The organism is Altererythrobacter aquiaggeris, assembly GCF_037154015.1.
GTDB classification, from domain to species: Bacteria; Pseudomonadota; Alphaproteobacteria; order Sphingomonadales; family Sphingomonadaceae; genus Aestuarierythrobacter; species Aestuarierythrobacter aquiaggeris.
Genome location: NZ_JBANRL010000001.1, coordinates 1,947,264 through 1,962,819, shown reverse-complemented (window position 1 = coordinate 1,962,819; position 15,556 = coordinate 1,947,264). Strand labels below are relative to the sequence as shown.

At 60.3% G+C, this 15,556-nt stretch carries 13 protein-coding genes; 7 read left to right on the top strand and 6 right to left on the bottom strand.

The genetic code is table 11. The annotated features are described in order from the left end of the window. Positions 1-63: 63 nt before the first annotated feature. Both ada and WFP06_RS09565 read left to right on the top strand, forming a co-directional pair. Positions 64-1,098, top strand: coding sequence for a bifunctional DNA-binding transcriptional regulator/O6-methylguanine-DNA methyltransferase Ada (ada, locus tag WFP06_RS09570; protein ID WP_336986944.1), 1,035 nt, complete (start codon positions 64-66; stop codon positions 1,096-1,098). Between the two features lie 15 nt (positions 1,099-1,113). Next, a complete protein-coding gene (locus WFP06_RS09565) occupies positions 1,114-1,800 on the top strand; it encodes an isocitrate lyase/PEP mutase family protein (protein ID WP_336986943.1) in 687 nt (228 codons plus the stop codon). Here the strand turns inward: WFP06_RS09565 and WFP06_RS09560 are convergent. From WFP06_RS09560 to WFP06_RS09535, 6 genes are all read right to left on the bottom strand, one after another. Next, entirely contained in the window at positions 1,797-3,353 is a 1,557-nt protein-coding gene (locus WFP06_RS09560; protein WP_336986942.1) for a cryptochrome/photolyase family protein, read from the bottom strand. The two genes, WFP06_RS09565 and WFP06_RS09560, sit on opposite strands and share 4 nt — an antisense overlap. A gap of 40 nt (positions 3,354-3,393) precedes the next feature. Continuing rightward, positions 3,394-4,242 carry an alpha/beta hydrolase gene (locus WFP06_RS09555; RefSeq protein ID WP_336986941.1) on the bottom strand — a complete coding sequence of 283 codons (849 nt, stop codon included), beginning with the start codon at positions 4,240-4,242 and terminating at the stop codon, positions 3,394-3,396. A gap of 14 nt (positions 4,243-4,256) precedes the next feature. Next, the gene (metH, locus tag WFP06_RS09550) at positions 4,257-6,884 is read right to left on the bottom strand and encodes a methionine synthase (protein WP_336986940.1); all 2,628 of its coding nucleotides are present in this window, start codon (positions 6,882-6,884) and stop codon (positions 4,257-4,259) included. Beyond that, on the bottom strand, positions 6,884-7,930 hold the full coding sequence (locus WFP06_RS09545; protein ID WP_336986939.1) for a homocysteine S-methyltransferase family protein: 1,047 nt from the start codon (positions 7,928-7,930) through the stop codon (positions 6,884-6,886). Before WFP06_RS09545 ends, metH begins: the two co-directional genes overlap by 1 nt. Continuing rightward, the gene (gene metF / locus WFP06_RS09540; protein ID WP_336986938.1) at positions 7,927-8,856 is read right to left on the bottom strand and encodes a methylenetetrahydrofolate reductase [NAD(P)H]; all 930 of its coding nucleotides are present in this window, start codon (positions 8,854-8,856) and stop codon (positions 7,927-7,929) included. Before metF ends, WFP06_RS09545 begins: the two co-directional genes overlap by 4 nt. An 80-nt stretch (positions 8,857-8,936) precedes the next feature. Then, the gene (locus WFP06_RS09535; protein ID WP_336986937.1) at positions 8,937-11,102 is read right to left on the bottom strand and encodes a primosomal protein N'; all 2,166 of its coding nucleotides are present in this window, start codon (positions 11,100-11,102) and stop codon (positions 8,937-8,939) included. Positions 11,103-11,160: 58 nt separating this feature from the next. Between WFP06_RS09535 and WFP06_RS09530 the strand changes: the two genes are divergently transcribed. The 5 genes from WFP06_RS09530 (at position 11,161) to WFP06_RS09510 (ending at position 15,541) form a co-directional block, all read left to right on the top strand. Then, a complete protein-coding gene (locus tag WFP06_RS09530) occupies positions 11,161-11,850 on the top strand; it encodes a DUF4197 family protein (RefSeq protein WP_336986936.1) in 690 nt (229 codons plus the stop codon). Between the two features lie 70 nt (positions 11,851-11,920). Further along, a complete protein-coding gene (fsa, locus tag WFP06_RS09525) occupies positions 11,921-12,574 on the top strand; it encodes a fructose-6-phosphate aldolase (RefSeq protein WP_336986935.1) in 654 nt (217 codons plus the stop codon). Positions 12,575-12,603: 29 nt separating this feature from the next. Beyond that, complete coding sequence (gene cobT, locus WFP06_RS09520) at positions 12,604-14,430, top strand: cobaltochelatase subunit CobT (protein WP_336986934.1); 1,827 nt, start codon at positions 12,604-12,606, stop codon at positions 14,428-14,430. Beyond that, entirely contained in the window at positions 14,430-14,864 is a 435-nt protein-coding gene (locus tag WFP06_RS09515; protein ID WP_336986933.1) for a GNAT family N-acetyltransferase, read from the top strand. Before cobT ends, WFP06_RS09515 begins: the two co-directional genes overlap by 1 nt. Further along, complete coding sequence (locus WFP06_RS09510; RefSeq protein WP_336986932.1) at positions 14,861-15,541, top strand: nitroreductase; 681 nt, start codon at positions 14,861-14,863, stop codon at positions 15,539-15,541. Before WFP06_RS09515 ends, WFP06_RS09510 begins: the two co-directional genes overlap by 4 nt. Positions 15,542-15,556 lie beyond the last annotated feature (15 nt).

Below are 15,556 nucleotides of genomic sequence, written 5' to 3'. Positions count from 1 at the left end.
GCGCATGACTTTGAACGCAAGTTTCGGGAAGCGGCAAGCCCGCGAACGCGCTATGGGAAAGTGATGAGCCAGTCCGGACCCCGAATTGATGATGATACGGCATGGTCCGCGGTGATGCAGCGTGACCGGACCTTCGATGGCAGGTTCGTCACCGGAGTGCATTCGACCGGCATTTATTGCCGCCCGTCCTGCGCCGCACGGCATCCGGCGCGAAAGAATGTCGAGTTTTATGCCGATGGGGCCGCTGCGCGGCAGGCAGGCCTAAGGGCTTGCAAGCGCTGTCTGCCCGACGATGTTTCGCGTGACGAAGCCGCTGTGGCAAAGGCGCTGCAATTGATAAAAGGCGCCGAAAATGATTTGTCGCTTGATAAAGTGGCAGCGGCGACGGGATATTCGCCGACCCATTTCCAAAGGGTTTTCAAACGCAATGTCGGCCTGACCCCCGCAGCGTTCCAGCGGGCGCTGCGGTGCGAGCGGGCGGGGCAGGCGCTCACCGCTGCAAGCAGCGTTACAGAGGCGATTTACGCGGCAGGATATAACGCTTCCTCGCGGTTTTACGAGGACGGGAAGGACAGGTTGGGGATGACAGCTTCGGCCTGGAAAAATGGCGGCGCAGGCGTGACGATCCGGTGGGCGGTGGTCGGCACATCGCTTGGCGCGATGCTGGTCGGCGCGACCGGCAAGGGTGTGTGCCGCCTGTCGTTTGAGGAAGGCGTGGGCGAACTGGCGCGCCGTTTCCCCCACGCTGAGCTTGTCGAAGGCGGGGCAGAGTTTGGCGCTTTGCTGGCAAAAGTGGTCGCCGCTGTGGAGCAGCCCGGCACTGCCAATGACATCCCGCTGGATGTGAAGGGAACTGCGTTTCAGGAAGCCGTATGGCAGGAATTGCGGCAAATTCCGGCGGGCGAGACCCGTACCTACGCCCAAATCGCGGCTTCGGTCGGAAAACCCAAAGCCGTGCGTGCGGCAGGCAGCGCCAATGGTGCGAACAATGTAGCGGTTCTGATCCCTTGTCACCGGGTGGTCCGCAGCGACGGTTCGCTTGGCGGTTATGCCTACGGCGTGGAAGTGAAGCGCAAGCTGCTGGAGAAAGAGCAATGACTGCCGTAGAGAATTTTGCCGCGCTTCACGTGCCGCGCAATCCGCTGGTGTTGTGCAATATCTGGGATTGCTACGGGCAGTTCCGCACTCGCCGGATCGCTGGGCTTCAATGATGCGCAGGAAATTCGGTTCGATCTACTGGTCGGCGCAGCGAGGCGAATACTGGCCGTTTCAGATTTGCCGCTGACTGTCGATTTCGAGGCTGGTTATGCAGACGATGTCGATGGTGTCGCGCGCAATGCCAGGAGCTTGGCAGATTTGGGTGTCGTGGGATGCAATTCCGAAGACCAGGTGATCGGCAGCCAGGGGCTGGTCGATACAATGCACCAGACGCAGCGGATTGCAGCGGTTGCCGATAGCGGTCTGTTCGTGAATGCGCGGACCGATATATTCCTTGAACGCCTTCGGGCGGGGGAAAACGCCAATGATCCGGCTTTATTACCGGCCGCTCTCGAACGTGCTACAGCCTATGCGGATGCGGGCGCGCGGTGTTTCTTTGTGCCGGGTCTGAGTGATAGCACGCTGATTGCGGTATTAAGCGAGAAGTCGCCGCTGCCCGTCAATGTCATGCGGCTGCCGGTAATGGCGAGCAATGCAGCCTTGGCGGAATTGGGCGCGGCGCGGATCAGCTACGGTCCGGGTCCCTGGACCGCAGCAATGGAAACTTTCCGGACGGTGGCGGCGGCGGCTTACACGGCCTAGTCACGCGCCCATCCCGGTTTTGCAGGCTTGAGCCGCTCAAGCACCTGCTGTGCGCTGTCCAGATATGCACCGCGCTTGTCTTCCGTCATCCGGTCCCAGGTTGAAAACACTCTGGAAACGCGCGGGTTCTTTTCCAGGAATTTGCGGTTTCGAACCATAAAATCCCAATACAGCGGGTTGAAAGGGCAAGCGCCTTCGCCGGTCTTCTTGGCGGGTGAGTAATGGCACTTCTTGCAGTAATCCGACATCTTGTTGATGTAATTCCCGCTCGCCGCATAGGGTTTGGTCGCCAGTTTTCCGCCATCGGCGTGCAGTGCCATTGCCGCCACATTGGGCAGTTCCACCCATTCATAGGCATCGGCATAGACCACCAGAAACCAGGCTTCGACTTCTTGGGGGGTGACCCCCGCGATCAGCGCGAAATTGCCCAGAATCATCAGGCGCTGGATATGGTGGGCATGGGCATTATCGCGGGTCGAACGGACGCAGTCGGCCATGCAACGCATATCGGTTTCGCCGGTCCAGTAGAAGTCCGGCAGCGGGCGATTTGCGTCCAGCGCATTTGCCTCAGCCAATTCCGGCATTTCCAGCCAGTACATACCGCGGATATATTCGCGCCAGCCGATAATCTGGCGGATGAAACCTTCAACTGCATTGAGCGGCGCCTTGCCGTTCCGGTAGGCTTCCTCCGCCTTCTCGCAGCATTCTACGGGGTCAAGGATGCCAAGATTTATCGACGTTGACAGCATCGAATGGAACAGATCATCGGAGCCGTGCACCATCGCATCCTGATATTTGCCGAATGACGGCAGCCGCTGCTCGATAAATGCCTCCAGAGCCTTGTCGGCGTCTGAAGATGTGACGGGCCAACCGAAATTGTCCAGTTTTCCGAAATGGTCGCCAAATTCGCTCTCGACCAGTGCCATCACTTCGCACGTGATTTCATCCGGGCTGAACTTGGGCGTGTCGGGCGGTGACATGTCCTTGTCGGGCGGCGCGCGGTTCTCCTTGTCATAATTCCACTCGCCGCCTTCAGGACCGTCACCATCCATCAGCAGGCCGGTCTTGCGGCGCATCTCGCGGTAGAAATTTTCCATCCGCAGCGATTTGCGCCCCTGCGCCCAACCGAAGAATTCGGGGATCGAACAAAGGAACCGGTCATCGTCCAGAATTTCGACCGGGCAGGACACGTCGCCAGCCCACTGCTTCATCGCCTGCTGCACCCGCCATTCGCCCGATTCGGTAATTTTCATTTCGCGCGGGGAATGACGTTTGACCGCGCGCTCGACCTCGCCGGAAAAACTGTGCGTATTGCCATCGTCGGTCAACGCGACATAATCGACGGACCAACCGGCATCTTCCAGTTCGGCAGCGAAATGGCGCATGGCGGAGAATATCAGCGCGATCTTGATCTTGTGATGTTTGACATAAGTCGCTTCCTCGCGAACTTCCATCATCAGAATGACAGTGTCATCCTTGGTTCTGCCGCGCAGGCTGGCAAGAGTGCGGGTCAGCTGATCGCCAAGGATCGGAACAAGAACAGGGCCGGCCATATCATGCCAATGCGCGAGAGCGGCTTCAGTGCCGAACGGCTTACCGGTTGGCGGCGGATTGTGTCCGAGCGGGCCATAGCGCCCAGCGGAATGCGTCTTCCTTTGCGGCACGGTAGATTGTGCTGTGCTGTTCTTCGGGCATCGAAACATATTTCCATCGCAAGCTATCGGGCGCGCTGATCCGCAGCACCCTTGCCAGAGCGGTGGTGTGAATATTGATGTCTTCGGCATCCGACCCGGCAAACCATAAGGTAATGCCGTTCGTGTCCGTCGCCCCCAGATTTCGCTCGGACATTTTGACAAGCGCAAAATCATCCCACCACAGCGACGGATCGATGGCGATATGGCGTTGGAAAACCTCCGGTTCACGGAAGAAGCTGTCCATAATGAACAGTCCTGCAAACGATTCGCCGACAATCGCGCGTTCGCTATTTGTCCGATATTGACGCTCGATCATCGGGATCAATTCGTCACGCCAGAAGGCGCGGAAATTCTTCGCACCATCGGTTTGCGGGCCGAAATCCCTGTCGTAATCGGTGGTGGAGGCCGGGGTCATGTCGCGCCCCCGTTCGGTATTTGAAACACCCACCAGAATGACCGGCGCAATCTCGCCGGCCGCGATCATCCCGGCGAGCGTATTGGCAATATGGGGGAAATCTTCCTTCACCCCGCCATCGGGCATATAGACCACGGGATAGTCCTGATCGTTCGCGGCATATTCCGGCGGTAGCCAGATCGCGATATCGCGAGCCTCGCCAAGCACTTTGGACTGCAGTGATGTTGCCACGTGTTGCGGCACCGGATCGTTCGCTGCGTAATTTGGTGCGCTATCACCGCAAGCGGCCAGACAAATAGCCAGAATAACAAGGAAAAATGGACGGATGTTCATGCCCGATATGTGCCTTAGTCGAGGTTGGGCCGCAACCATTTTTCCGCGGTGGACAAGTCGATTTTGCGGCGGCTGGCATAATCTTCCAACTGGTCGCGGCCAATTCGTGCGACGCCGAAATACTGGCTTTCGGGATGGGCAAAATAAAACCCGCTAACAGCGGCGGTGGGCAGCATTGCATAACTTTCGGTCAACGAAATGCCGGCAGCATTTTCCGCATCGAGCAGATCGAACAGGATCGGTTTAAGCGAATGATCGGGGCAGGCCGGATAGCCCGGCGCAGGGCGGATGCCGCGATATTTCTCTTTGACCAGCGCTTCATTCGACAGTTGTTCGGCAGGAGAATAACCCCACAGATCAGTGCGGACATGCTTGTGCAACCGTTCGGCGAATGCTTCGGCAAACCGGTCGGCCAGCGCCTTTAGCAGAATGTCCGAATAATCATCGTTATCGGCCTGAAAACGGGCGATATGTTCGCCAATCCCGTGGATGCTTACGGCAAAACCGCCAATCCAGTCACCTGCCGGATCGATAAAATCCGCCAGACACATATTGGCGCGGTCGCGCGATTTTTTTACTTGCTGGCGCAGGAAGGGCAGCGTCAAATGCTCCTCGCGGTTGACGCGGTGGATCGTCACATCGTCGCCATCCCTTGCGCAGGGCCAGAACCCGCAGACGCCGCGTGCGGTAAGCCATTTTTCGCCGATGATCCGGTCGAGCATCGCCTGCGCGTCGGCAAACAGGCTGGTTGCGCTTTCGCCTACGACATCATCCTGCAGGATGGCCGGATAATTGCCATGCAGTTCCCATGCGCGGAAAAACGGCGTCCAGTCGATATATTCGCGAAGATCGGCCAGCGGCCAGTCGTCGAACACGTGTACACCCGGTTGCAGCGGCGGTGCCGCCTTGTCGCTGAGATAAGGATCGTAGGAATTCGCCCGCGCATCTTCGAGGCTGAGCAGCGCGCTTTGCCCCTTGCCGGCGCGGACATCGCGCACATGCTCGTAATCCGAGGCCGTGCTTTCGACAAAACCGTCACGCTGCGTGTCGGACAGCAATTGCGACGCCACGCCAACCGCGCGGCTGGCATCGAGCACATGGATTACCGGCCCGTCATAGGCCGGGTCGATGCGCAGCGCGGTGTGGACCTTGCTGGTGGTTGCGCCGCCGATCAGCAGCGGCATGGTCATCCCCGCGCGCTGCATTTCTTCGGCAACCGTGACCATCTCGTCAAGCGAGGGGGTAATCAGGCCTGACAGACCGATCATATCGGCGCCGTGTTCCCGCGCGGCTTCGAGAATTTTGGGCCATGGAGCCATGACGCCCAGATCGATCACTTCGTAACCGTTGCATTGCAGCACGACGCCAACGATGTTCTTGCCGATATCGTGCACATCGCCCTTGACGGTCGCCATCACGATCCTGCCCTTGGCGCGCGCGCCTTCGGCCTTTTCGGCCTCGATATAAGGGATCAGATGGGCAACGGCCTTCTTCATCACGCGGGCCGATTTCACCACTTGCGGGAGGAACATCTTGCCGCTGCCGAACAGGTCACCGACGACATTCATACCGTCCATCAACGGCCCTTCGATGACTTCGATCGGCCGTCCGCCAGCCGCCTCGGTCGCGGCACGCATTTCTTCGGTATCGGATACGATATCCGCATCGATCCCTTTGACCAGCGCGTGTTCCAGCCGTCTTTCAACAGCCCAGCCGCGCCATTCGGCAGCAGCTTTTTCCTGTGCCGCATCGGTTCCGCGATAGCTTTCGGCCAGCGTGATCAGTCGTTCGGTTGCAGTCTCCGCGCCTTTGACGGGGCGCATCAAAATGACGTCTTCACAGGCTTCGCGCAGGACCGGATCGATCTGGTCGTAAATATCCAGCTGCCCTGCATTGACGATTGCCATGTCGAGGCCGGCAGGAATTGCGTGATAAAGAAACACCGAATGCATCGCGCGGCGCACCGGTTCGTTGCCGCGGAAGCTGAAGCTGAGGTTTGACAGGCCGCCGCTGGTCAGAACGTGCGGACACGCGGCCTTGATTTCGCGCACCGCCTCGATGAAGTCGAGGCCGTAGCGGTCATGTTCCTCGATCCCGGTGGCAACCGCAAAAACGTTGGCATCGAAGATAATGTCTTCGGGCGGAAAGCCGATTCCGGTCAGCAGATCATAAGCCCGCTTGCAGATTTCGACCTTGCGGGCTTTGGTGTCGGCCTGGCCTTGTTCGTCAAATGCCATGATCACCGCAGCAGCGCCATAATCCATGCATTTGCGAGCCTGGCTTAGAAATTGCTCTTCGCCTTCCTTCATGCTGATCGAATTGACGACCGGTTTGCCCGATACGCATTTCAGACCCGCTTCGATCACTTCCCATCTGGAACTGTCGATCATCACCGGAACGCGGGCGATATCGGGTTCGGCAGCGATCAGTTTCAGGAACGTGGTCATGGCGTGGACCGCGTCAAGCAGCCCTTCGTCCATATTCACATCGATTATCTGCGCGCCGTTTTCGACCTGCTGACGCGCGACTTCGACCGCAGCCTCGTAATCGTCCGCCATGACCAGCTTCTTGAAGCGGGCTGATCCGGTTACATTGGTGCGTTCGCCGACATTGACGAAACGGGCCGTGTTGCGGGCTGTCATCAGGCGGCAATCTCGAAAGGTTCCAGACCCGCAAGCCGGGTGATAGTGGTCAGGTCGGGCAGCGGGCGCGGTGCGAGGCCCTCGCAGGCCCGTGCAATCGCCGCAATATGCTCGGGCGTGGAACCGCAGCACCCGCCAAGCACGTTGACCTGCCCGTTTTCGGCCCATTCGCGCACAAGCGCAGACGTGGTTTCGGGCAATTCGTCATATTCGCCCAGATCGTTGGGCAGCCCGGCATTGGGATAGGCCATGACCAGCGTATTGGCGTTGTCCGAGAGCACACGGATATGCGGCCGCAATTGTTCCGCCCCGAAGCTGCAATTCAGCCCGACCGTAAGCGGTTTGGCATGGCGGACGGCATTCCAGAATGCTTCGACCGTATGGCCCGACAGATTGCGTCCCGAAAGGTCGGTCAGCGTCATGGAAAGCATCAGCGGAATGTCGCGGTCCATTTGCCCGGCGAGTGTACGGACCGCCATGATCGCGGCCTTGGCATTCAGCGTATCGAAAATCGTCTCGACCAGAATGAAGTCTGCGCCGCCTTCCAGCAGGGCTGACGCCTGTTCCAGATAAACTTCGGCGACCTCGTCAAAGGTCACTTCGCGGAAGCCGGGGTCTTCGACATCGGGTGACAGCGACAGTGTCTTGTTGGTCGGGCCCATCGCCCCGGCAACGAAGCGCGGAATACCGTCTGCCTGGGTTGCGGCGGTTATCCGCTCACGGATGATCTCGGCGGCGCGGCGGTTGATCTGAGGCACCAATGCTTCCGCGCCGTAATCGGCCTGGCTGATGCGGGTGGAATTGAACGTGTTGGTTGCCAGAACATGCGCGCCCGCTGCAATATACCGGTCGCAGATTTTTGCGATAATTGCCGGCTGTGTCAGGTTCAGAAGGTCATTGTTGCCCTTCTGGTCGAAGCCAAGCTCGTAAGCCCCTTTATAGCCTGCTTCATCGAGGGCTTCGTTCTGGATTGCCGTTCCATAAGGGCCGTCTTTCACCAATATCCGCTTGCCCGCTTCGCGCAGGAATTGTTCACGAACAGTCATGCGGTATTCTCTGCCGGACGCATCCCGAGCAGATGGCAAATCGCATAAGCCAGCTCCGCACGGTTGAGCGTGTAGAAATGCAGGTCCCTGACGCCGCCGGCATACAGTCTGCGGCACAGTTCGGCGGCGATGGTTGCTGCAACCAGCTGACGGCTGGCAGGGCGCGCGTCCAGACCTTCGAACAGTCCGTCCATCCAGTCGGGAATTTGCGCGCCGCAAGCGCCGGCAAACTTTCGCGCTTGCGCCACGTTGGTCACCGGCAGAATTCCGGGCACGACCGGTGCATCGATCCCGCGCGCCGCCAGCTTGTCGCGAAAGCGGAAGAAAGTGTCTGCGCTGAAGAAGAACTGGGTGATTGCGCGGGTTGCCCCGGCGTCCAGTTTGCGTGCCAGATTGTCGATATCGCTATCGGGACATGACGCATCGGGATGGGTTTCGGGATAGGCTGCCACCGATATTTCGAAATCGGCGATGTCTTTCAATCCGCGCACTAGCTGTGCGGCATTGGCGAAGCCTTCGGGATGCGGCTTGAAAGGCAAGCCCGGCTCGCCCGCATCGCCGCGCAGGGCCACGATATGCCTGACACCGGCTTCCCAATACTGTTCGGCCACTTCGCGGATTTCGGCCTTGCTGGCATCGACACAGGTCAGATGCGCTGCAGCGGGCAGCCCGGCCTCGCGGATGATGCGGGCGACCGTGTTATGCGTTCGCTCGCGCGTCGAACCGCCCGCGCCGTAGGTTACCGATACGAAGCTGGGATGCAGCGGTGCCAATTGCTGGACCGCATCCCACAGCAGCGCTTCCATCCGTTCGCTTTTGGGCGGAAAGAATTCGAAAGATGCGCGGATATCGCCCGGCAACGCCGCGAATAGCGGAGTGTCGCTAGCCATTTTTGCTTCGTGTTTGGGGTCCAGTGCGGCGTTCATGGCGCCCCGCATAGCAAATGCTGACGCGAGGCCAAGCTACAATGGCTTTAAAGCGTAAATGCAGGGCTTTCCCGCCGGTTTCAGACGAAACTATATGGGTCGATATCAACCCCGACCCTGACCCCGGCGGGAAACCTGAATTCGGCCAGCCATGCGCGGATCACATCCTGCAACGCAGCCGTACGCCGCGCGTTTATCAGCAGCCTGTAGCGGTAGCGCCCGCGTAATAGTGCCATCGGAGCAGGGGCGGGGCCCAGCACCATGAGATCGTCCATTTGTGGCCGTTTTCCGCCGATTGCGCGCGCGGCGTCGCGGGCCTCGGCTTCATCCTCGCTCGATACGATGATCGCGGCCCAGCGGCCGAACGGCGGCGCGCCCGCGCCGCGGCGGGATTCGGTTTCCGCTTCGTAAAATGCGTCGCGGTCGCCCGCTGCAAGTGCGGCGATGACGGCGGCCTCCGGATGGCGTGTCTGGATCAGCACTTCGCCCGGCTTGCTCCCGCGCCCTGCACGGCCCGCCACTTGCGCGATTTGCTGGTAAGTGCGTTCGGCGGCCCGCAGATCGCCGCCCTCCAGCCCAAGATCGGCGTCCACCACGCCCACCAGAGTCAGTTCGGGGAAGTGGAACCCTTTCGTCACAAGCTGCGTCCCGACGATAACGTCAATCACGCCGGATTCGGCCTCTGCCACGAATTGTGCAGCCTTTTCGGGCGAGTTTAGCGTGTCGGATGTTACCACCGCCACGCGGGCGCCGGGCATTATTTCGCGAACTTCATCGGCGATCCGTTCCACGCCGGGCCCGCAAGCAACCAGACAATCGGGTTCGCCGCATTCCGGGCAAGTCCCGGGCGGCTGTGTTTCATGCCCGCAATGATGGCAGGCCAGCCGCTGGCTCAGCCGGTGTTCGACCAGCCATGCGGAACAATTGGGGCATTGGAAGCGGTAACCGCAATGGCGGCACAAAGTGAGCGGAGCATAACCGCGGCGATTGAGGAACAGCAGCGATTGTTCGCCTTTCTCCAGCCGCAGCTTGAGTTCTTCCACCAGTCTGGGTGCAAGCCAGCGGCCCCGTTCGGGCTTTTCCTCGCGCAGATCGACAATTCCGATTTCGGGCAGTTGCGCGCCGCCGAAACGGCTTGCCAGCACCAGTTTTTCGTAAATCCCGCTATCGGCCATATGCAGGCTTTCGAGCGCGGGTGTCGCGCTGGCCAGCACCACCGGCACATTTTCGAACCGCGCGCGCATGACTGCGACATCGCGGGCATTGTAGCGCACACCCTCGTCCTGTTTGAAGGAAACTTCGTGCGCTTCGTCCACCACGATCAGCCCGAGGTTTTTATAGGGCAGGAACAGCGATGACCGTGCGCCGACCACCACTTGCGCGCGCCCGCTCGCGATTGCGCGCCACGCACGCCTGCGTTCGGTCGATTTGAGCGAGGAGTGCCACACGATCGGCGGCGCCCCGAACCGCTGCTCGAACCGCCGGAGAAAAGCCTCCGTCAGCGCGATCTCAGGCAGCAGCACCAGCACCTGACGGCCATTTCTGAGCGCGGCGGCGAGCGCTTCGAAATAGGTTTCCGTTTTGCCGGACCCGGTCACCCCGTCGAGCAGGAATGGCGCGAATTCTGCCGCTTCCACCGCTTCCACCAGCCGCGCCGATACTTCCTGCTGGCCCGGTTCCAGTTCAGGCGGATCATGATCGGCGCGCGCGAGCGGATAGGGGCGGTCGATATCGACCTCGACCTGTTCCAAAACGTTCTGACCGACGAGGCCGCGCAGCACGCCCTCGCTCACGCCGGACAATTCCGCAAGCTCGCGGATCGTCGCCTGCTCACCCTGCAGCGCGTCCATCGCTACGGCACGCCGGGGGGTCATTCGATCAGGTTCGCGCCCGCTCAGCCGGTATTCGGTCATTGTGGCGGCGCCTTTCAGCGCGGCACCGCTGGACAGCACCATTCGCGCCACAGATGCCAGCGGCGCGCAATAATAGTCGGCCGTCCATTCGATCAGGCGGCGCAATCTGGCGCTCAGCGGCGGTACCGGCATGACCCCGCGCAGCGGGCGCAGGCGGGCGTCAGGAACGCTATCTGCCTGCAACCGTTCCGGTTCCCAGACAATGCCGACAATTTCGCGCGGCCCCAGCGGCGCGCGGACAACCGAGCCCGGGCCTACATCCATGCCGTCAGGCACGCGGTAGTCCAGGGGGCCCAGTGCGGCATTGAATATGAGGAGTCGGACGCGGTTCATGTGCTTGCGTCCTATATGGGCGGGACAATACCTCCGCGACAAGGATAAGGACGCAGCGATGACCGATTTCATGAATAAAGCCGCCAGCCGCCGGAATTTTATTGCCGGTATGGGTGTGGGCACTGCCGCGCTTGCGTTGCCGGGCTGTGCCGCGCTGCCGGGCTTTGGACTGACCGATGCCCTGTCGCGCCTGTTGCTGCTGTCCAGCGAGCGCGCCTTTGCCCGGCTGACCGCAGACGGCGGGTTCTGGGATCAGCAGGTCGCGCAAGCAGGGTTGAACCAGTTTCTCGGTGCGCGCGGCAATGTGTTGGCAGGTATATTGACCTCGACATTGTTCAAGCGCCGCCTCGAGGGTGCCTTTGCCGATGTTGCCGAAGAAGGTGCCGACCGCGCAGCCCCGCTGGTGGCGGATGCGGTTCGCACGATCGGCTGGCGCAATGCCGAGGCGCTGGTGCGCGGCGGACCGCGCGCGGCGACCGGCTTCCTGCGCAGCGAAATGGGGGGCACATTGATCAACGCGATGGTCCCGCAACTGGGCCAGGCAATGCGGATCGCCGAAGATCCGCTGGTCGGACAAGCGATCTCCGCGCTGGCCGGTGTCGATCTTTCCGGGGTCGCGCGCAATATTTCCGGCAAGGTCGATGACATAATCTGGGGCGAGATTGGCCGCGAGGAATCGCTGATCCGCGAAAATCCGCGCGCGACAAACGATCCGCTGATTATCGGAGTGTTCGGCACGGGATTATAATCCGGCAGGGGTGGTTTAGCGGCGGGGGCTTTCCTATACCCTGCCGAAGAATCACCAGCCGGAGCGCCTTATGAAATTCTTCGCCGACACTGCCGAGATTGACGATATCAAGGAACTGGCTGCAACCGGTCTGCTCGACGGGGTAACCACAAACCCCAGCCTGATTGCAAAATCGGGCCGCGATTTCATGGAAGTCACAAAGGAAATTTGCGGCCTGACCGATGGCCCGGTCAGCGCAGAGGTGGTCGCGCTCGATCATGAAACGATGCTGAAAGAAGCACACGTGCTGCGCAAAATTGCGGACAACGTCTGCATCAAGGTGCCGCTCACGATTGACGGGCTGAAAACGTGCAAGGCGCTGACGGGTGATGGCACGATGGTCAATGTCACACTGTGTTTCAGTGCCAATCAGGCGCTGCTTGCGGCCAAGGCGGGGGCGACCTTCGTCTCGCCATTTGTCGGACGCCACGACGATAATGGCACGAACGGGATGGAATTGATCCGCGATATCCGGACGATTTATAACAATTACCTGTTCGACACCGAAATCCTCGTCGCCAGCGTGCGCCACGCGACCCATGTGCTTGAAAGCGCGCTGATCGGTGCCGACGTCATGACTGCACCGCCCAAGGTGATCATGGCGCTGGCCAACCACGTGCTGACCGACAAGGGCATCGAAGGCTTCATGGCCGATTGGGCAAAAACCGGCCAAAGCATCCTCTGATCCAGGCTTCCTCCAACCAAGCGTATAAATTGGCAGACCAGACACCTCTCGACCTGTTCAAACAGGCTTTAACCGGCACTGCGCGCGCGCTCGCACATGAGCCGGAGGTCGAACTTGGCTGGAGCGCAGACACGCCGACATTGTCGGGCAAGGCCATGAAAGTGCCGCTCCCGGGCCGCAGCCTGCCGCGCGACCAGGCCGCCGAGGCGCGCGGATTTGCCGATAGTTTCGCGCTGCGACTGCGGCATCATAGCGAAACATTGCATCAGAAAAATATGCCCGCCGAACCCGTCGCGCGGGCCGCCTATGATGCAGTGGAACTGGTGCGATACGAAGCGCTTGGCGCGCGGCGCTATGCCGGGATTGCGGAGAATATCGGCGCGGCGAGCGACCTTCGCACGGCATCCGATGCAATCACCCGCGCGCAAACCGCTGCCGATGTGCCGCTGGAATCCGCGCTTGCGCTGCTGCTGCGCGAAAAGCTGACCGGACAGCCGATCCCGGACCGCGCAAGGCCCGGTGTCGATCTGATGCGCGAATTTATCGAAACCGGCGCTGGCGACGGCTTTGATGCTTTGGCCTGCTCGCTTGACGATCAGGAAGCGTTCCAGTCACTTTCGCTCGATCTGCTTCGCCGCCTCGATCTGACGTTGCCCGAAGATGGTGATGCCGGTTCGGACGATGACGGTGATGAAGACGACGGCGAAAATCCCGACGATCAGGATACCGACGACGAGGATGAAGGCGGCGCAGAACCGCAATCGACCGAAATGGCGGGCGAGCCCACCGAAGGCGACGCGGACGGCGACAGCGAAACCGAACCGGGCGATGATGACGAAATGTCCGACGGCGACACGGGGGATGACGGCGAAGAAGGCATGATGCCCGTGCGTCCCAACCGCCCGTGGACCGATCTGCCCGACAATTTCGACTACAAGGCATTCACCGACAGCTTTGACGAAGTGGTCGAAGCAAACGAGCTATGCGATGCCGAGGAACTTGACCGTCTGCGCGCCTATCTCGACAGCCAACTGACCGGTTTGCAAAGCATTGTGACCAAGCTCGCCAACCGCTTGCAACGCCGGCTGATGGCGCAGCAGAACCGCAGCTGGGATTTCGATCAGGAGGAAGGGATGCTGGATGCAGCCCGCCTCGCACGCGTGGTGACCATGCCCGGCCATGCATTGAGTTACAAGGTCGAGCGCGATCAGGAATTCAAGGACACTATCGTTACGCTGCTGATCGACAATTCCGGTTCGATGCGCGGGCGGCCCATTTCAATTGCAGCTATCAGCGCGGATATTCTGGCGCGCACGCTGGAGCGGTGCGGCGTGAAAACCGAAATTCTGGGCTTTACCACGCGCGCCTGGAAGGGCGGGCAAAGCCGCGAGGCATGGCTGGGTGAGGGCAAACCTGCCGCACCGGGCCGGCTGAATGATCTGCGCCACATCATTTATAAGAAAGCCGACGAGCCATGGCGCCGCGCGCGCCGCAATCTCGGCCTGATGATGCGCGAGGGGCTGCTGAAGGAAAACATCGACGGCGAGGCGCTGCTCTGGGCGCACACCCGTTTGCTGGCGCGGCCCGAAGACCGCCGGATCATGATGGTAATTTCGGACGGCGCACCGGTGGACGATTCGACGTTGAGCGTAAACTCCGCCGGCTATCTGGAAATGCACCTGCGCCGCGTGATCGACTGGATCGAAAAACAGTCCCCCGTCCAGCTTGTCGCCATCGGCATAGGCCACGATGTGACCCGCTATTACAAACGCGCCGTGACGATCATGGATGTGGAACAACTCGGCGGCACGATTATCGAGCAGCTGGCTGGATTGTTCGAGGATGATAAAAGGTAATGGCGGGCCGCTTATCGGTCAAACGGCTAACCGCGTCTGAAATTGCTGAAGTTTTGGCAAATTCCGATCTGTTTGACGAGCCGCCGGTCTATGAATGTACGGCAGAGTTTCTGCAATCAAGCGAGCGCTTCCTGTGGATTGCCTATCGCGGCGCAACCGCTTGCGGATTTCTCAGCGCTTCGATCTATCGCCATCCCGACAAGCCGCGCGAACTGTTCATTCACGAGATGGGCGTTGCCGAAAATGCGCGCCGCACCGGAGTGGGGACTGCCTTGATCGGGGCGGCGCGTCAGGCAGCCCGGGTTGCCAACTGTGCCAATCTATGGGTGCTTGCCGAAACAGGTGATAGCAGGGCCGATGCATTCTATTCGTCAATAGGTTGTGGACGGCGCAGCGACGCGCGTATGTTTACCTGGGAAATCCGCAAATCATGAACGTAACCGAAGCTGTTGAAACCCGCCGCTCTGTCCGGGCCTTTACTGATCAGCCGGTTGATCCGGCAGTCCTCCGGCGCGTGCTCGACAAAGCGGCGCTCAGTCCGTCGGGCGGCAACACCCAGCCGTGGAGCGCGGTGATCGTCACGGGCGATGCGCTTGCGGACATTACCGCCAAGATCAAAGAAAAGGTCCAATCCGCGCCGATGGGTGAGGATATGGAATATGCGATCTACCCCGAGGGGCTGGATGGCCGTTATGAGGAGCAGCGCCGCGCCATTGGCAAGGCGATGTTCCATTCCATCGGTCTTGAACGCGGCGATGCGGCAGGACGGATCGCGCAAATGGGCAAAAACTGGGACAGTTTCGGCGCGCCTGTGCAATTGTTCACTTACACCAGAAAATATATGGGTCCGCCGCAATGGTCGGACATGGGGATGTGGCTGCAAACGGTCATGTTGCTGCTGGGCGAGGAAGGGCTGGATAGCTGCGCGCAGGAAATCTGGGCGATGTACGGCACTTATATGCGCCAATTGCTCGATATAGATGACGAGCATATTTTCTTCTGCGGAATGGCGATCGGCCACCGCGATGAAAGCGATCCGATCAACAATTTCGAGCGTCCGCGCACGCCCGTGAATGACACGGTGCGCTGGGTCGGGTTCGACGCTGCTTGACCCGTAGCGCGCCTT

Coding starts and splice junctions, on each gene's coding strand:
- ada (WP_336986944.1), top strand. CDS start 64: ATGAGCCAGTCCGGACCCCGAATTGATGATGATACGGCATGGTCCGCG.
- WFP06_RS09560 (WP_336986942.1), bottom strand. CDS start 3,353: ATGGCCGGCCCTGTTCTTGTTCCGATCCTTGGCGATCAGCTGACCCGC.
- fsa (WP_336986935.1), top strand. CDS start 11,921: ATGAAATTCTTCGCCGACACTGCCGAGATTGACGATATCAAGGAACTG.
- WFP06_RS09555 (WP_336986941.1), bottom strand. CDS start 4,242: ATGAACATCCGTCCATTTTTCCTTGTTATTCTGGCTATTTGTCTGGCC.
- metF (WP_336986938.1), bottom strand. CDS start 8,856: ATGAACGCCGCACTGGACCCCAAACACGAAGCAAAAATGGCTAGCGAC.
- WFP06_RS09515 (WP_336986933.1), top strand. CDS start 14,430: ATGGCGGGCCGCTTATCGGTCAAACGGCTAACCGCGTCTGAAATTGCT.
- WFP06_RS09545 (WP_336986939.1), bottom strand. CDS start 7,930: ATGACTGTTCGTGAACAATTCCTGCGCGAAGCGGGCAAGCGGATATTG.
- WFP06_RS09530 (WP_336986936.1), top strand. CDS start 11,161: ATGACCGATTTCATGAATAAAGCCGCCAGCCGCCGGAATTTTATTGCC.
- WFP06_RS09510 (WP_336986932.1), top strand. CDS start 14,861: ATGAACGTAACCGAAGCTGTTGAAACCCGCCGCTCTGTCCGGGCCTTT.
- metH (WP_336986940.1), bottom strand. CDS start 6,884: ATGACAGCCCGCAACACGGCCCGTTTCGTCAATGTCGGCGAACGCACC.
- WFP06_RS09535 (WP_336986937.1), bottom strand. CDS start 11,102: ATGAACCGCGTCCGACTCCTCATATTCAATGCCGCACTGGGCCCCCTG.